Below are 16444 nucleotides of genomic sequence, written 5' to 3'. Positions count from 1 at the left end.
CTGAACTTTTCAAGCATGTCGCGATGATCTTTTGGTGACAATATACGTGCCGCCCTAAAGACGTTAAAATAGCGGCCAAACTGTTAAGCCTTGAGTCTTCATGATCACCCACGCGACTATCCATTTTAATGACACCGGCACTCCGGTAGCCGATGCCTTTGACGATGTTTATTTTTCCAACGAAGACGGCTTGGCCGAATCTGACTTTGTATTTTATCAGCATAATCAGATAGATGAGAGACTAAAATCACATCCTCGCAAACATTTTGTGATTGCCGAAACCGGCTTTGGCACCGGCCTTAACTTTCTTAATGCCTGGCAGCGCTTTACCCAGTGTGCCGATAAAAAGGCCGAGCGCTTGCATTTTATCTCATTTGAGAAATTTCCCATTCGCAAAGTCGATCTGTCCAAGGCCCTGAATAACTGGCCGCAACTGAGTCAATATGCCGAGCAATTATTGGCCCAGTACCCTGACGCCCTGCCAGGTTGCCACCGTCTGCACTTTGGCAATGTTACCCTAGATTTATGGATAGGCGATGTAAAGGACTCATTGGCTCAGCTAAATTATGGCAGCGCCGGACTGGTCGATGCCTGGTTTTTAGACGGCTTTGCACCGAGTAAAAACCCGGATATGTGGCAACAAAGCCTGTTCGATGCCATGGCTCATTTAGGCCGCGAGCAGGCCACCTTTGCCACTTTTACCGCCGCCGGTTTTGTCCGCCGCGGCTTGAAAGATGCAGGCTTTGAGGTAAAAAAAGTTAAGGGCTATGGCCGTAAACGGGAGATGATAGTAGGTCAACTAACAGCGCCGACAGCACAGGCCAACTGCCCAGCTCCCTATCAGCGCCAGGCACGCGCCTTAAATAAGGTCGCCATTATCGGCGGCGGCATTGCCAGCAGCCTGTTGCTGCATCGTCTTAGCGCCCGCAATATCGCCGCCACCTTGTTTTGCGCCGACGGCGATCTGGCCCAGGGTGCCTCCCACAATAATCAGGGCGCCCTCTACCCGCATCTACAGGCGGATGTGTCGCCTTCAAGTGAATTCTTTGCCCACAGCTTTGCCTACGCCAGACGCTTGTATGATCAATTACTGAGTGAGGGTTTCACCTTCGATCACCAATGGTGCGGCGTCTTGTTACAAGGGGTAAAGGATGAGATGCGCAAACGCCACGCTAACTTGGTGGCCAAGGATAACTGGCCTAACTGGCTTATTCACAAGGTGGATGCAGAGCAAGCCAGTGAATTAGCGGCAGTGGATATCCCTTATAGTGGCCTGTTTATTCCCAAAGGTGGCTGGCTGAGCCCGCCACAATTGGTGCAGGCCTTAGCGGATGCCGCCTGTAAAGAGGTGGCGCACGAGCTCAATTTTAACACCCCTATCCGCTCTTTGAGTCAACAAGACGGGCAATGGTATCTAGAGGGTGAGCAACAAACCTACGGCCCGTTCGACGATGTCTTTATTTGTATGGGTGAGCACAGTGACAGCCTGCTGCCGGGTCAAGGCTTGGCGCTGCAAAGCGTGCGCGGGCAAGTATCACATCTGGAAAACAGCTCGGCTTCAAGCAAACTTAATACCGTGCTTTGCCACAAGGGTTACTTCACCCCAAGTAGCCAGGGCGCGCATTGCATGGGCGCCACCTTTACCAAGGACACCAAAGAGCGGGATATTCGCGCCGAGGATAATGACACCAACTGGCAGCAATTTGCCGACTTTTATGGTGAATGTGATTGGACCGAGGAGTTAGGCACAGTCACAGGCGCTAAGGCGGCCATTCGCGCCACCTTGAGCGATCACCTGCCGCTCTTTGGTCAATATGCACAAGATCATGAATATATGAAGGCCTTCCCACAACTGGGTGTGGGCGTATGGCAGCAAGCTGAGCCCTTGCAGCACGAGTTTAGCGGTTTACACCTGTTTACCGGCCTCGGAGCCCGCGGTTTATGCACTGCTCCCATATGTGCCGAGGCGCTGGTTGCCAGCCTGTGTGATGAACCACTTCCTCTTAGTTTGCGTGTTGATCAGGCCCTGCATCCGGCCCGATTTACTATCCGAGGCCTAAAACGCGGACAAATAACATGATTTTTCGTTAAACATGGGTTAACTTTATATATGATAAGTAATAAACCTGAACTGGGATAGTAACTGCTTGAGCCGTAACTTATTTATTCCCTTAACACGGATAAGACGAATAAAGCCCTAGACCTACAATCCAGGTTAATAATTTTATATAAATGGAGTGAAACCATGAACAACGCGCTTCGTCGAGCGGCAACCTTAACATTTGCAGGCCTGCTGATGGCCGCCAGCCACCAGGCTAACGCCGACTTATCTATTTTGCCGTTGCCAAAAGATTTTCAAACCCACATGACGGTGGAAAAAAAGTACCCTATGGTCTTAGACGGTTTCACTCGCCTTAGTGACAGCCAGGTGCAGTCGTTCTATAGCGACAAACTGGGTGAGCCGCTGAAGATCACCAGCGATATCGACCGCTTTACCCTGTTTTATAATGTTGCCGGCCACCCGCTGCGCATTGCCGTATACCAGCGCGGCGAATGGACAGAGATCAGCGCCATGGTCAACGCCAAGACCGCCGGCGACATGTGATACCAATTCACTTAAATAGCTAATCATTCTAGCGGGCTAAATATCATGCTAACGGCGTTGGAATTTTTCTATGGAGAATAACTACATAAGAAAAATTCCGCCTTGTTATCACATCATTTATCCAGCGCTATCTCTGCTCACATACTTAACAGAATTGGTATAAGCATAAAAAAGCCAGCGGCCCGCTGGCTTTTTACTTTCCCCGAATTCACTAACGCCTTGCTAAGGCTTAGCCATCTGGATCACCACGCGACGGTTTTTGCCCCCACTCAACCAGGGTATTATTGGACTCAACATCTAATTGGCTCTTTGACCTCAAATTACATTCTGGCTCTATAGGAAATTTAGCAATTTATAAACCTCTCCCTAGAGGCAGCTCGGGTGAGCAACAATAATTTTTCCTTAGCCCTGTTGGCCGGGTCGAGTTTTTGCGATAATAGCCGACCTTTATCGGCTTTGGGCAGTAAATAGATGGCAGACGCACAACAACCTCTTTTTTCACAACGCTTTCGCGGCTTCTTTCCAGTAGTTATCGACGTTGAAACCGCAGGCTTTAATAAAGAAACCGATGCGTTATTGGAAATTGCTGTCACTACCTTAAAAATGGACGACCAGGGTGTGCTGAGCCTGGATCAAACCGAGCATTTTCATATTACTCCGTTTGAGGGCGCCAATATTGAGCAGGCAGCCATCGAATTTAACGGTATCGACCCGTTTTGCGCACTACGCGGCGCGGTTGACGAGCTTGAGGCGATAAAAAGCATTTGTAAGTTTGTGCGCAAGGCGCAAAAGGACGCCGGTTGTCAGCGCTCTGTTGTGGTCGCCCATAACTCCGCGTTTGATCACGGCTTTTTGAATGCCGCCATCGAGCGTTGCAAAATTAAACGCACCCCATTTCACCCTTTTGTCAGCTTTGATACCACCTCACTGGCGGGCTTAGCGCTGGGACAAACCGTGCTGGCCAAGGCCTGTCGTGCCGCCGGCATCGAATTCGATAACTCCCAGGCGCACAGTGCCTTGTATGACACCGAGCGCACCGCCGAGCTCTTTTGCTATATAGTCAACAAATGGCAAGCCCTTGGCGGCTGGCCTTTGCCGATAAATGAGCAGGAGCAAAACCCTGAACAAACAGCGTCAGAGTAATCATGATTAGCGCCCAACCTGAGCGATCATGACTGTTTTGTTATACAACTACCCAGTTTACTGTGTATTAACTAGACGAACAGCCCTGATTTATAACAAATTCTCATATCGTGCTTGTGGTCCAGGCGCCGACTCAGTTATACTTCAAGGACTGAAACGTATTTCAGGGGCTGATTAGGATTCGACGGGATTCAAGAAGCCTAAGGTGCATGTCGAGGTGCGGTTGGCCTCGTAAAAAAGCCGCATTTAAAGTAATCGCAAACGACGATAACTACGCTCTAGCGGCATAATAGCCCGCTAGCACTTCTCCGGTGTATGTCTGTGGACCCGGTTCTGAAGTGTCACCCTACACGGACTCGCTACGGAAACCCTGGCCGGGGTTGAAGGGCTAAAACTAAGCGGCCTCGCCTTTGTTTATCGTGTTCGTCCGAGACTCAAAGGTTAACCAATAGACGATACTAAACATGTAGGACCGAAGGTCGACGCTTTCCGGACGGGGGTTCAAATCCCCCCAGCTCCACCACTTTAGAGTTCGATTAAGTTCGAAAACGTTCAAAAACCCGTTGAGTTTCAAGGCTTAGCGGGTTTTTTAATGCCTTTAATGTTCGCCCACGTTTGCTGGAATTCACTTCTTTATGTACTATTTCATGTACTAAGTTAGTACATAGCGCACCAACTCGTAGTACATTGATGCGTCAAAGCCCCATATATCAAGGCCTTCAGGGAATAGTACATATGGCAAAAACAGTTAAGCCATTAAATGACACGCAGATTAAAAACACCAAAGCCACTGACAAAGTGCAAAGCCTAGCAGATGGCTATGGCTTGTATTTGAACGTGATGCCCAACGGTACTAAAAGCTGGGTGTTCAAATACCAAAAGCCCTACACCAAAAAGCGCACAAACATCAGCATTGGTAAATATCCAGAAGTTACTCTAGCACAAGCGAGGAAAAAACGAGAAGACGCGAGAGCCTTGCTAGCTGATAACATCGATCCAAAAGAGCAAAGAGACCGCCATTACCAACAAGAAGCCGAAAAAAGAGAGAACACGCTTCGACGCATTGCCGAGCTATGGTTTGACGTTCATAAGAGTAAAGTCAAAGCAGACTACGCAAAAAATGTATGGAATTCGCTCTCTTTACATATTTTCCCTGCACTAGGTAAGCACCCCATCCACTCGATTGACGCGCAGCAGGCGATCAGCGCCATTAACCCCATTGCCGCCAGAGGTAACCTTGAAACGGTAAAAAGGCTATGCCAACGGCTCAATGACATCATGAATTTTGCTGTTAATACCGGATACATTGAACACAATAGGCTGGTGGGTATTCGCTCGGCCTTTGCATCTCCAAAGAAAGTCCCAATGAAGACCATCAAAGAAGATGAGTTGCCTGAATTTCTCTCTGCACTGCATGATGCAAGTATCAAAACTACAACACGCTGTTTAATTGCTTGGCAGCTGCATACAATGACTCGCCCTAATGAAGCAGCTAAAACCAAATGGGATGAAATAGATCTCGAAAAACAGCTATGGGTTATTCCCGCTGAGCGTATGAAAATGAGCAAAGAACACCGCATTCCATTGTCACCTCAAGCAGTAAAAATCCTTGAAAAAATGCGTGCAATAAGCGGTAATCGAGAATACGTGTTCCCCGCAGATAGAAACCCTCGCACCCACACCAACCTGCAAACGGCGAATGCAGCGATTAAACGCATGGGATTTAAAGGCCGACTCGTTGCTCATGGTTTAAGGGCACTGGCGAGTACCATTTTGAATGACCACCAGCAGTTCGAGCCAGTACTTATTGAAGCAGCCCTCGCCCACCAAGACAAAAATGAAGTGCGTGCTGCTTATAACAGAGCCGACTACTTAGAAAAGCGCAGGGAAATGATGTGCTGGTGGAGCGATTATATTACTCAGGCGCAAATTAAAGGCTTTGAGTTGGTCTAAATATGCCACTCAGTAACTAAAGATAGGTGAATCATTACGGCGCCTAGCCAACAGAGACAGTGCTATTCGCTATCACTGTTATCCCCCTAATTCTTAATTAAAACAGAGGCGATGCACACCTAACCGCCTCTTCACACAAATATTAGGTGCAAAAAGCAAGTAGACAAGTTTTTTTCACTTTTTTTTTCACCATCATCCCCAAGGTCGCCTCGGCCAAAATACATATTTTTTCCTTAAACACGAAAACACATGAAACCTAAAATGCAGCGTAAGTAAACACTAACAAAATTAATTCAGGCGCACCTATTCATGGAGCATATCGCTTATACCAATGTTGAGCAAAAGCATCTCCTTGAAGTTTACGTTTCTATCTATCCGCAAGCTATCCGCAAGTTGCATCGCATTAAAAAACATTTAATCTTTGTCTCGTCCGCGGTTGATAAATTCCGATCTGCGGTGTTCGCAGGTGTTAAAACACACCTATTTTATTAAAACAGAATTGGAGAGATACGATGAATAGACTTCCAAAATTATTAACACGAAAAGAAGTATTATCGATAGTGGGTTTTAGTAGAACGACCATATATGAAATGGAGAAACTAGGAAGATTTCCTGAAGCCAAACGACTACACCCTAATAGTAGGAGCGTAAGGTACAACGCAGCGGAAGTTTATGAGTGGATTGATAACTTCGGTAAACAGCAAACATGCGATTCATGAGGCAGCACAGCATTATGGTGCCCATAGAGTTCGCAGTCATGAGCGAAAATGATGTCGCTGAGTACCTAAGAATGGGCGTATTAACGCTTAGGAGACACGTGTCAAAAGGCAGTGTGCCAAAACCAATTAAGCTGGGCAAAGTTTCGGTTTGGCCGACTCTGGAAATTAACGAGTTAGTGCAGAACATTACCGAACAAAAACGATCAAAAACGCAAAAGAAATGATGGTTATAAGATCGATGAGAGAGCTTAAAACAGCAGCCTTTAAGGGCAACTCCCCCGAAGGTTTTATCCTAATATCAAGCGAAATATATTCCAATAAATTGAATGGAGATTCTATTCATGACTAATGCAAAGTTCATCTTTATGAATATTGAAACTGAAGATAAAGAGCTAACAAGGCATAAAAGTTTCATTAGTCCTGCATTTGCGAGAGATCACCTTTTTAAAGGAAAGTGCGGTATCGCTCTAATCATCAAGGTTCTGAAAAAGTACAACATTGATAAGAGTCGAATGAACAGGATAGTCCATTTGGTTGATTCATTTATCTGCCAATATCAAAAAGTATTCGCGCTTCGCTTTGACTTGCACCACGGCCGGCAAAATACTGAAGACTCAAATAGCGTACTTCAACGTTTTCTGAAGCAAATAAAGCAAAGGTTAAAAGCCAATTATAAATCAGATATCAAGGTTGTCTGGAGCTGCGAGAAATGCAAGAGCCTTCACCATCATTATCATGTTGCCTTACTCTTAAACGGAAACAAGGTGAAAACGCCTCAGAAGGTATACAAAGTGGTACGGGAACTATGGGAGAGAATATCCGGTGGCATTGCTCCGTACATACCCCATGTACACTACAATCTTGTGCGTAAAAGTGACGAACGTTTCTGGATCACCCTACAAGCCCTTTTCGTTAGATTAAGTTACCTGGCAAAGAGTGAAACCGACTACAGGCCAGCTGGCGGCAAGAAATTCAGTTTCGGTATGAGCCGAGTAAATCCAGAGTATATTGATAGAGGCCCAGCAATATAAGCAGCCGACTCTAGGTTTAGGGCTACTCATCGCAATCAAGGTAGCCCTAATAATCCATCAGGAGAGTGATATGCCCAGAGGTGGAAAACGTAAAGGCGCAGGAGCCCCTAAAGGAAATAAAAACGCCCTCAAACACGGCGGCAGAGCCAAAGTCCTATTTGGCATTCCTTTAGATAAAGAGCTAACTAGAGTCGAATACTTAGGCTTGTGTCTTACACAGCTTGAATACATTCACAAACATTGTAAGCGCAATGGGTTTGCCCCAAGCAGTGAGTTTCTTATCCATAGCCAAAGATATGGGGGAGCTGTAAGAGGCAACCTCCCTGATATTCGATATCGCCGGTAACCACAACGTTACAGTGATCGCTTAAAGCCAAATAATCAAAGAGCGATCATACAGACCTTAAAATGAGCCAAGGATGGCTTAATTAAAACAACCACTCCTTTGTTATTTTAAAAAAACGAACATAGAAAAACGTTGTCGTATCACCAAAGAGGGATGGCTTTCGTTAGAGCGATCATCACTTTGGCTCTCAGTAAAAAATCCTGAAGAACATACCAAACAATCATACAGCCTTGCACCCAACACCATCACGTACCGTAACCCACAGTAAAACAAGGTTTCTATGAATTTTACCTCTAAATCAGCGATCACAACCTTAAAGTGATCGATCACTAATTTAGTATTAATCCCCCTAAAATATTTCTGCATAGCCAAGCGACTGTAGATTACCAAAGGCCACCAGTAAGCCTAATGTGACTTGCGTTTATTGGCGTTAAATTTTAACCTCTCCCTGAAGCTGTTGAAGAATGGATTAGATAAAATGGAATTTTATGAAGTAGAACCAACGCTGGATAACTACTGGCGAGCTATTATCCTATTCGGCCGCAATGTAGCATCCTACAAATTTGCCCTAGCCAAAGCCTTATATGACTTAAAAGCCGTCCCCAATGACTTAATCACACTCGATCAACTTGCAGTGCCTTTTAGCCAGCATCTGTGTGAGCATTTAAAACACTCCCCTAAACAAATCACATCACTGTCGAGTAAGTTTCTCAGTGCCTGCTCAAGCTACAATAAGGATGAAATTAATCACGACGAACTAATCAAACAAACTGTAAAGCTTGGCTTCGCCAACGTCATTGACGCATTTCATGTTGTAAACAGTGGTGAAATTGGTCACCGATTCTTTATCGATGAACGTAAGACACATAACGGTATCCGCCTTACCGAAAACTTTTTTAAGTTGGCTGAGCACGAGCAGTTCACTAACTTTAAAAACGAAACAGAGGCTCGGTGGAGATTGGTAGAACAAGCATGGAAAATGGGAGTAGCTAGAAATCTAATCAGCGTTGAGTACGATAAAGAGCTCAAGACGTTATTCACCGGAACAAAAGAACGCAGAGTCAACATCACTAGTTGCCGTGATAGCCTAAATGGCTATCAAAAGGGTCGCTGCTTCTATTGCTATCAGCCTGTCAGTATCAACACTCAAGCCGACCAGCTGGTAGATGTAGATCACTTTTTACCCTGGACACTAAAAGACCATGTACCAAATATAAACGGTGTCTGGAATTTGGTTTTGTCTTGCCAAGATTGTAATCGTGGTGAAAAAGGAAAGTTTGCTAAAGTGCCTGTTCTGGAGCTTCTAAAAAGGCTGCATAAGAGAAATGAGTACTTTATAAATAGTCACCTACCACTACGTGAAACCCTTATCCAACAAACAGGGAAAAATGAGGCACAAAGGCGAGCCTTCTTGCAGACTAATTATACGTTAGCGAAAAGTATTCTTATCCACACCTGGCAACCTGAAATCAAAGGCATAATCACTTTTTAATATGAGCATTCAATTTTACGAGCAAAACGCGCAAGCCTTCTTCAATGACACAGTCAATGTAGATATGACAGATATCTATACAAGGTTTACTGCTAACTTAGCTAAGGGAGCCAAGATTCTAGACGCTGGCTGCGGCTCTGGCAGAGATTCTAAAGCCTTTTTAGATATGGGCTTTGACGTTTATGCATTTGATGCCAGTAAGTCACTTTGCGAGCTTGCTAGTGCAGAAACAGGATTGATAGTTAAGCACCAGACCTTTGATGATGTAACAGCCGAATCTCAATATGACGCGATTTGGTGTTGTGCTTCCCTACTCCATGTTCTAGAGAGTGAACTACCCGAAATATTCAATAAGTTGTCTAGGGCGCTAAAGCCAGGCGGCATTTGGTACTTGTCTTTCAAGTATGGCGACGGAGAACGTATTAAAGATGGTCGCCATTTTACCGACCTTAATGAGCAAAAGCTTGAGTTCCTAGTCAAAGCCTTATCTAACGTCAGTATTGAGACAATATGGATTTCAGAAGATAAAAGGCCGGATAGAAGTGAAAGCTGGTTGAATGCCATCCTTATCCACCACTAATTAACTAATCAATCAGGGAAGATTATGCAAATAGAATGCCCTTCGTGCAAAACGGACAACAAAGTCGAGTTTGGTGATAATATTTTGTGCAATGAATGCAAAGAGTCGTTTGGTGGCCATTCATATAAAAAGTTCAAAAAGCCTTTGATATCAGCCTCAACAGCCTTATTTATCGGAGCGTTTGGAGCATATAAACTAGACAAAAACTTTATTGAGCAACAAAGGTACCCTGTTGAATTAGAATATGAACTAATCAATAGCTGCGTCAATTCTGATCGAAGCGCACTCACCAGTTCTTTATTTGTTAATAAAACAAAAGCCTGTATCTGCACATTAGAAAAAACAATGGACGAAGTTAGCTATAAACAGCTTAAAGAAAGTGAGTCGACTTTCGTGACCCACTTTCGCTCAAATATAAATTTATGCAGTTAGTTACCTAGTTCGGGGCGGGTTATTACCACGCCCTTTACCAGATGGATTACCAGTCTTACTTGGGCCATTAGGTGGAGTAATGCTGAGGCCGTCTGTAAACTTTGCACGTCTATTTATCATGATAATTTCCTTAAATTTAGATTGTGTAATGTCTCTATCGGAGACAGATTCATATTTGCACACGGAGAAAGGACAAATGGGGACACCCAAAAAAGAATCACAAATAAAACTAGAACTAGTGGCTTTAATTAACATGCTAGGCTGGTCCAGAAACCAAGCTGCAAGATACATATACACTGAGACACATGATTTCGATGATGATAGTGAAATACGTAAGTTTGAAGCAAACTTCATAAAGGCGTTACAGCGTGACCAAAATCAAGATAGGCTTGAGGTTTATTTTGATATTTTGCTCGCTTCACCTGAAGCCGAAGCTATTGATTTCGTAAAAAATAAGTACATTCCACTTGATGTTATTAGCTCATCACTGAGTGAAAGTATGAAAGATATATCAAAGTGCATTACTAAAACCTTAAAATCAGAATAAGTGAATTAGCAGTCTGCTAGCATAATGAGGGTTACATACAGTAACTACCCCAAAGCTATTGGGCACGTATCGTTGACCAGATCATACGGAACAACATTTAACTTTAAATCATCTTTGTAGTTGAAGCTTTCAAGGCTGGTGGAGAATCCAGCGTGGCTAGGGTAAATTAAATAGAGCTCTCCCCTGCCTTTCAGGTATTTTTCACCATAAGCAAATAATTGATAAATATCCGCCTGGCTCAAATGATATTTATCGCTCGTATTACTTAAACTCTCATTTATCAACTTCCACTTGGTATCAAGTACCGATACCGCTCTACTACCATCGTATATTACGAAATCGGGCTGAAGTCTAAACCACACATCACCTTTATGTTCCGTCAAGCCAAGGTGTCGAACTTGTTGCTTTAATGAAAAAGACTTGGGTATTTGAATAGAAAGCTGCTTCGCAACATATCGCTCAAAAAGCGTCTCCATCGGGAAGAGAAATGAAATGCCACGATGTTTTCCAACCATAGAAATAGGCGATCTATAACTCAGAATTAACTCACACCATGGTTTCAAAGGCCGATAGTGAGCAAGAGTTCGATCATCCCTCCATAATCGAAAGTCCTGCTCGTAGTTTGTTGATATGTCTATCTCATGGAAAAAGAACAATAGTTCTCTCCCCAATCTACGGTTAGCATCCGATTTAGTCCACTTTAGTACTTGTTTTAACGCTGCATGTATTAATTTGTTTTCTGCCCTGTCAGGAGTGTACACATCAACGTTAATATGAAATTCGCTACCTTTCCCTGGTCTTTGTGACAATTGCTTTGACAAATTCAACCGCCCTCTAAGAAACGGTGAATTTTTGTCTTTACGTTGATATTCGTATCTAACACCTTGTTTAATTAACTTCGACACCGAGTGTAAGAAGTAGCTAATTAATACCTCGTACAAGGGTTGTTTCGTGAGCTGCAGATGAGAAGAGCTGTACTGTTTTAATTCTAGGTTTTCAACCATAGCCAACATTTTCAACAGCACTTGTCTTGTACTTTCTTGGTTGTCAGTAGACTTAGAGATTTTCGGTAAAATTTCTATTCTGGCTCCGCATGGCGTTTCTAATACTCCCACATAGTTTACGACCTGTAATGCAATCGACCGCCCATATCGTTTCACTCTCACCAGCTCACGTTGGCTATCATCGTGACTAACACCATTCTCCAATAACCACAGGAAAGCGCTAGATGGAATAGATTGGCAGTCTAACCCCTGCTCTTTCCCATTGTTAGTCAAAATAGCAAACTCTCGTACGCTAATATCCAAGGCACTAGAGCGCACTGTATATCCCCTTGTACGCCTCAATACTTTCAAGAGCTGCTGGGTTGCGTGTAAATGGAGTTATTCCCTCAGAGCGCCAATCATGACCCATTAGTTTACTTATCGAGCTGTCGTCATACTTCTCTATGATGAACTTCAACTTCGGATCATCTTTTAGGTGGTCACCTAACACTTGGCCTACTCGTTCCCAATCCTCGAAAAAGTACTCTTCCAGAAGAGGTAAAATTTCCAACTGGAAAATCCTAGCCAACAGCCTTAACGAAGGGTTCTCTTTCAACGGTAAAAAGAAGCTATGCCCAAGTGTGTGCTCACGATCATATAAAAGTTCGATACGTTGATTGATGACTGACAGAAGCCTCTCTATGTCAATCCCTTCAACCAACACGCCTCCTAATAACTCAGGGTGAGGCATCATTTCGATAAATTCAAAACGGCGACGAAGTGCAATATCTACTTGTGCAAGGGACTTGTCAGCAGTATTCATGGTCCCGATGATATGGAGGTTTGACGGTACACTGAACTGTTGTTTTGAGTATGGTAGCTTTAGTGCTAATGCCTCAGCTCCACCAGCTCGTTTGCTGGGCTCTATAAGTGTAATCAACTCACCAAAAATATTAGAAATATTCCCTCGGTTAATTTCATCGATTATCAACACACGCTTTTCACTCTGCGGTGCTACTCTCGCTCCTATCCCATAATTAACAATATTCTCGACCAGAGGTGCGAGAACATTTTGATACCCGTTAACAATATATTTCTCTAACTTCGGGCTTTCGTTCCACTGAAAAACTTCTTTATTGCGTATCTGTTCTATTGTCAGCTTTTTACTCTTCACTAAAGAAGTTAATTCATCGACTATCAGCCTTGGTAAAGGTAAAAGCGCCCCATTAGGCTTTATTAACGTTATGACATCATCGGTAATTTTATCAATACTGTATGACGAGATTTTCATACCTTCACAAACACGCGGTATTGAATCGCTGGTAGGGTCGTCTCCTGTTAAAAGTTCTTTCAACTTTGTACTATCTAAAACAGGTTCTCGTAGCCTGTATAAAGTCATCTGAGAGAGATTCTTATTAAACAACTCCTCCAGTGGCAGCGAAGGGCTGTATACCCGATGCCAAATTACATTTCGCTTCTGAGAATAACTGGCGTCTTCAACAGCCGAAACATCAAATTCATAGTCACCTGTTACCTCGGCAATGGCTCTAAACTTCCTATTACCATCAGAGACAATGATCAAATCACCAATACTCATAACGTTTCGGAAATTGTGTACTGAAGTCACTTTATAATCGTTGCTTTCGTTTTCGATGCTTACGCCATTCATGCGATATACTTCTGCTACGGATGCTCGGTTACTGCTCGAGGTAAAATCAAAGTTATTGCCATACCCCAACAGTACATAATTGTTGTCTATGCATTGATCGTATATGTAAGAGTCATCCCCTTGTGTATCGCCCAAAGACATTTTCCACACTTTACGACCAGCGATATCAACTGAGCTTTTAATTCGGTTTGTTCTTGGCTGGGCAGAAGCAGCGTCACATATACGTTTGAATATGCCATCTTCAATATTGTAAGTTACGTTACCTGATTCAGTGGTATTGGCCTTTATTCCTTCCACAAAATCTTCATAGCTGAAGCTTTGATGAAACGTGACAAAACCAATCCGATTACTGCTGACTAGCTGGTCAAAGCGAGATTTTAATTTCTCTCTGTCACTTATATGTTGTTCGAGATAAGAAGGGTCAACAATCTCCAAAGCTTTGTTAATAGTGTTATAGGTTTTTCCTGTTCCCGGAGGGCCGTAAAGAATTTGATTCAAGCTATTTTTACCTTTCACCTTGTCTTTCACACCGTAGCTCCCGATTGGTTCCTGAATTTCAGTATCTTGCAACTTCTCGCTTGAAGTGTTCCATTTACTCTTTAATGGCTCAACGTAGAAGTCTAGCTCTTTGGTTCCAACTCTTCCTCTAAAGCCTGTCTGAGCTCTAAAAGCTTTGAGTCTCTGTCTCTGCAAGTCATCTTGTTATATTGGCTTTTAGTGATTGCAGTGAGTGTGACTAATATTCTTTGCCTATCGGTATTGCCGAAAATACGTTCATGTGAGTCCGGAAAGAAAAGAAATAACAGCATGTGTCGTAGCTGACGGCTTTCATTCTCCGGTACCCTCTCAAGCCACGAGCTGAACTCACCTGGTCGCTGTAGTAACTCTGTTCGTTTTGCTTTATTTAGTTGAAGTAACTCATGAGTCAAACGAATCAGATATGCAAGCTCTCTCCAACGCATGGTATTGAAGGCAGTACCGGAGCTACCAACACCTGTTAACGCCTTATCTGAGAGATATTGCTCTAGAGCTTTAGGCGCAATTGTGAAGCCACCCCAAGAAACAACACGCTCGATATTTGCTCTTTTTGTAGCGGGCCCGGTATTACTGGGGCATAAAAACATAAGCCAGAGCATTTCTGCTATCAGCAATTTAGCTTTTAACGAGGCTCCTTCAAGTTGAACCTTTAACTTTTCAAAGAAATCTCCATCGCCAGCATCTGGGTTTTCAACGAAGAATCTAATCAATTCATTACAATGCTCAATCGTCCAAACTTCCTCACTGGTGAACAAAGATTTTTCATCTATGAAACACCTTTGTTTGAACTCTTCTGCATTAACTAACAGCTGAGAAGGTTCCTTTCCACCACAAAATCTAGCCATCATTTCTTCCCAAATTATTGTTATCTAGCTTCTACAACTTCATCAGTAACCCTGACCAGCTCTTTGATAAATCGTATAGCTTTATGCAATTCATCACGCTTAATAACACTAGGCTGGTGGATACACGTTCGTCCACGGTGTACCGCGTCGCCTCGTTTGCTCAAAAGAGCGTTAAGTTGCTCTCTTGCTTGCATAGGTAAAGTGTTATTCCACTTCCAGTGGTTAGTCACGTCATACCCAAAAAACTCCTCAAAAAGCTGTTTGGTCTTACATGAACCTGGGTTATGAAACATCTTTAGGCGTGTATCGAGTTGGCTGCTCACAAAGTCATGTACTTGCGAGCCCTCGAGAATTTTGAAATTGGCTGAGACCTTCTCTTTTACCACATCTTCAACGTATGTTTCCCAAGCGGTAAGAGCCATTACTAGGCTTGCTTTTTTTAGCGCATCTGGGCAAGTAAAACCTTTGTCATTGTTATTAAGCTCATCAAAGCACTCCGCAAGTTGAAGTGATTCGCTAATACTGATTTTGAAGTTGTTGTAGGCCGTTGTCATTCTCTTCCCTAAAATTGCTTATCCTGCTTTAGCAACCTCTTGCTTATATGACGGCTAACGGCCGAAAACAGTTAGCATTCGCCTAATACGAGAGATTGCGATGATTTTTAATTTTTATCATACTAGGTAGCTAATATTAATAGGGAAATATAACTAACATGGATGAAAAGCTACTTTTTGCCATTTATGGCACTCTATCTACACTAATAGTTGCTTTGGTTGGATTTTACAGAAAAGTACATCACGAACGAGTACAAACTAAAAAGTCGGTTTTATTTCACTTATTGGAAATCAGACACAGTATCAAAGTTGAATATGCGGATCACAGAGAGCTTTCCGACATGTACTTCGAATACTGCAAGTCCTATTTTATTGAAATAGGCTTCTGGGGTGAACACACTGAAAATAATGAGGAACTCAACAGATTAATAACAAGCCTTTTCGAGGCGCAAATTGAACATTCTAAACCCACGTTAGGCACAGAGTTTTCGAGCTCCTTTTATGAAGTCATTCAAGCACTGTCAAAAGATGACCCCTTTCTAGCTCACTATTTAAAAGACAAGCAAAATATTAAGCTGTACTTACAGTCAACTTCAGCGTATACCGACAAACTGCAGGATATTGAATGTATAGCTGAAGAACCACTATTGAGTAGCTACGTCCAACAACAATCCAAGGAGAGCTATCATTCAAATATAGAAGAGCTTTTGAAAGACATTGACGCTGATATTCTGAAGGTCGCATGGAGTATAGACATACCTTGCTTCCTGAAATGCTGGTGGCGGTTAAAAAACAAGAACAAGCCCCAAGTGAATCTAGAGGAGCTGGGCATAAAAAAAGAACTAAACAGCCAACTCCATGCGCTAGTTAACCATATCAAGCAGGCTTAGGTAAGTTATTCAAGATCTAATGGTGAATTCAATGACTGAAGTATTATAAGTATAAAAATCGGGGTCATGGTGTTAATTTTGAGGGAAAGGTCCAGACCTTAGTCTAACCTTCAGTTAT

At 43.3% G+C, this 16444-nt stretch carries 15 protein-coding genes and 1 other RNA gene; 12 read left to right on the top strand and 4 right to left on the bottom strand.

Features of this window, described 5'->3' with window-relative positions:
- Positions 1 to 100 precede the first annotated feature (100 nt).
- From mnmC to C2M34_RS12800, 11 genes are all read left to right on the top strand, one after another.
- Positions 101 to 2080, top strand: coding sequence for a bifunctional tRNA (5-methylaminomethyl-2-thiouridine)(34)-methyltransferase MnmD/FAD-dependent 5-carboxymethylaminomethyl-2-thiouridine(34) oxidoreductase MnmC (mnmC, locus tag C2M34_RS12865; RefSeq protein ID WP_105259013.1), 1980 nt, complete (start codon positions 101 to 103; stop codon positions 2078 to 2080).
- Positions 2081 to 2245: 165 nt separating this feature from the next.
- Entirely contained in the window at positions 2246 to 2605 is a 360-nt protein-coding gene (locus tag C2M34_RS12860) for a hypothetical protein (RefSeq protein WP_105259012.1), read from the top strand.
- A 471-nt stretch (positions 2606 to 3076) separates the two neighbouring features.
- Positions 3077 to 3748 carry a ribonuclease T gene (rnt, locus tag C2M34_RS12855; RefSeq protein ID WP_105259011.1) on the top strand — a complete coding sequence of 224 codons (672 nt, stop codon included), beginning with the start codon at positions 3077 to 3079 and terminating at the stop codon, positions 3746 to 3748.
- Between the two features lie 166 nt (positions 3749 to 3914).
- Positions 3915 to 4271, top strand: a transfer-messenger RNA (tmRNA) gene (gene ssrA / locus C2M34_RS12850).
- 212 nt (positions 4272 to 4483) lie between these two features.
- Complete coding sequence (locus C2M34_RS12845; RefSeq protein ID WP_105259010.1) at positions 4484 to 5701, top strand: integrase domain-containing protein; 1218 nt, start codon at positions 4484 to 4486, stop codon at positions 5699 to 5701.
- A 512-nt stretch (positions 5702 to 6213) separates the two neighbouring features.
- Positions 6214 to 6420 (top strand): AlpA family phage regulatory protein, encoded by a 207-nt coding sequence (locus C2M34_RS16090; protein ID WP_105259008.1) that lies wholly within the window; start codon positions 6214 to 6216, stop codon positions 6418 to 6420.
- 341 nt (positions 6421 to 6761) lie between these two features.
- The gene (locus tag C2M34_RS12825) at positions 6762 to 7451 is read left to right on the top strand and encodes a YagK/YfjJ domain-containing protein (protein ID WP_158681448.1); all 690 of its coding nucleotides are present in this window, start codon (positions 6762 to 6764) and stop codon (positions 7449 to 7451) included.
- An 824-nt stretch (positions 7452 to 8275) separates the two neighbouring features.
- Positions 8276 to 9289, top strand: coding sequence for an HNH endonuclease domain-containing protein (locus C2M34_RS12815; protein ID WP_105259004.1), 1014 nt, complete (start codon positions 8276 to 8278; stop codon positions 9287 to 9289).
- Between the two features lies 1 nt (position 9290).
- Positions 9291 to 9869 carry a class I SAM-dependent methyltransferase gene (locus tag C2M34_RS12810; protein WP_105259003.1) on the top strand — a complete coding sequence of 193 codons (579 nt, stop codon included), beginning with the start codon at positions 9291 to 9293 and terminating at the stop codon, positions 9867 to 9869.
- Between the two features lie 24 nt (positions 9870 to 9893).
- Positions 9894 to 10301 (top strand): hypothetical protein, encoded by a 408-nt coding sequence (locus C2M34_RS12805; protein WP_105259002.1) that lies wholly within the window; start codon positions 9894 to 9896, stop codon positions 10299 to 10301.
- A 148-nt stretch (positions 10302 to 10449) separates the two neighbouring features.
- The gene (locus C2M34_RS12800) at positions 10450 to 10848 is read left to right on the top strand and encodes a hypothetical protein (RefSeq protein ID WP_199878799.1); all 399 of its coding nucleotides are present in this window, start codon (positions 10450 to 10452) and stop codon (positions 10846 to 10848) included.
- Between the two features lie 44 nt (positions 10849 to 10892).
- Here the strand turns inward: C2M34_RS12800 and C2M34_RS12795 are convergent, their stop codons facing one another.
- The 4 genes from C2M34_RS12795 to C2M34_RS12785 form a co-directional block, all read right to left on the bottom strand.
- The gene (locus C2M34_RS12795; protein ID WP_105259000.1) at positions 10893 to 12170 is read right to left on the bottom strand and encodes an McrC family protein; all 1278 of its coding nucleotides are present in this window, start codon (positions 12168 to 12170) and stop codon (positions 10893 to 10895) included.
- Complete coding sequence (locus C2M34_RS15780; protein ID WP_234398817.1) at positions 12160 to 14028, bottom strand: AAA family ATPase; 1869 nt, start codon at positions 14026 to 14028, stop codon at positions 12160 to 12162. The genes C2M34_RS12795 and C2M34_RS15780 overlap by 11 nt, the downstream gene beginning before the upstream one ends.
- 92 nt (positions 14029 to 14120) lie before the next feature.
- Positions 14121 to 14885, bottom strand: a complete 765-nt coding sequence (locus tag C2M34_RS15775; protein WP_199878798.1) for a hypothetical protein — start codon at positions 14883 to 14885, stop codon at positions 14121 to 14123.
- A 17-nt stretch (positions 14886 to 14902) separates the two neighbouring features.
- Entirely contained in the window at positions 14903 to 15436 is a 534-nt protein-coding gene (locus C2M34_RS12785) for a HEPN domain-containing protein (protein ID WP_105258999.1), read from the bottom strand.
- A gap of 158 nt (positions 15437 to 15594) precedes the next feature.
- On the opposite strand from C2M34_RS12785, the gene C2M34_RS12780 reads away from it, so the two are divergent.
- Positions 15595 to 16326, top strand: a complete 732-nt coding sequence (locus tag C2M34_RS12780) for a hypothetical protein (protein WP_105258998.1) — start codon at positions 15595 to 15597, stop codon at positions 16324 to 16326.
- The last annotated feature ends 118 nt before the right edge of the window (positions 16327 to 16444 follow it).

Origin of the sequence: Pseudoalteromonas sp. T1lg88 (assembly GCF_002964765.1) — a bacterium.
Taxonomy (GTDB): Bacteria; Pseudomonadota; Gammaproteobacteria; order Enterobacterales; family Alteromonadaceae; genus Pseudoalteromonas.
The sequence above is the reverse complement of the archived record's forward strand: the minus strand, read 5'-3'. Positions and strand labels throughout refer to the sequence as shown.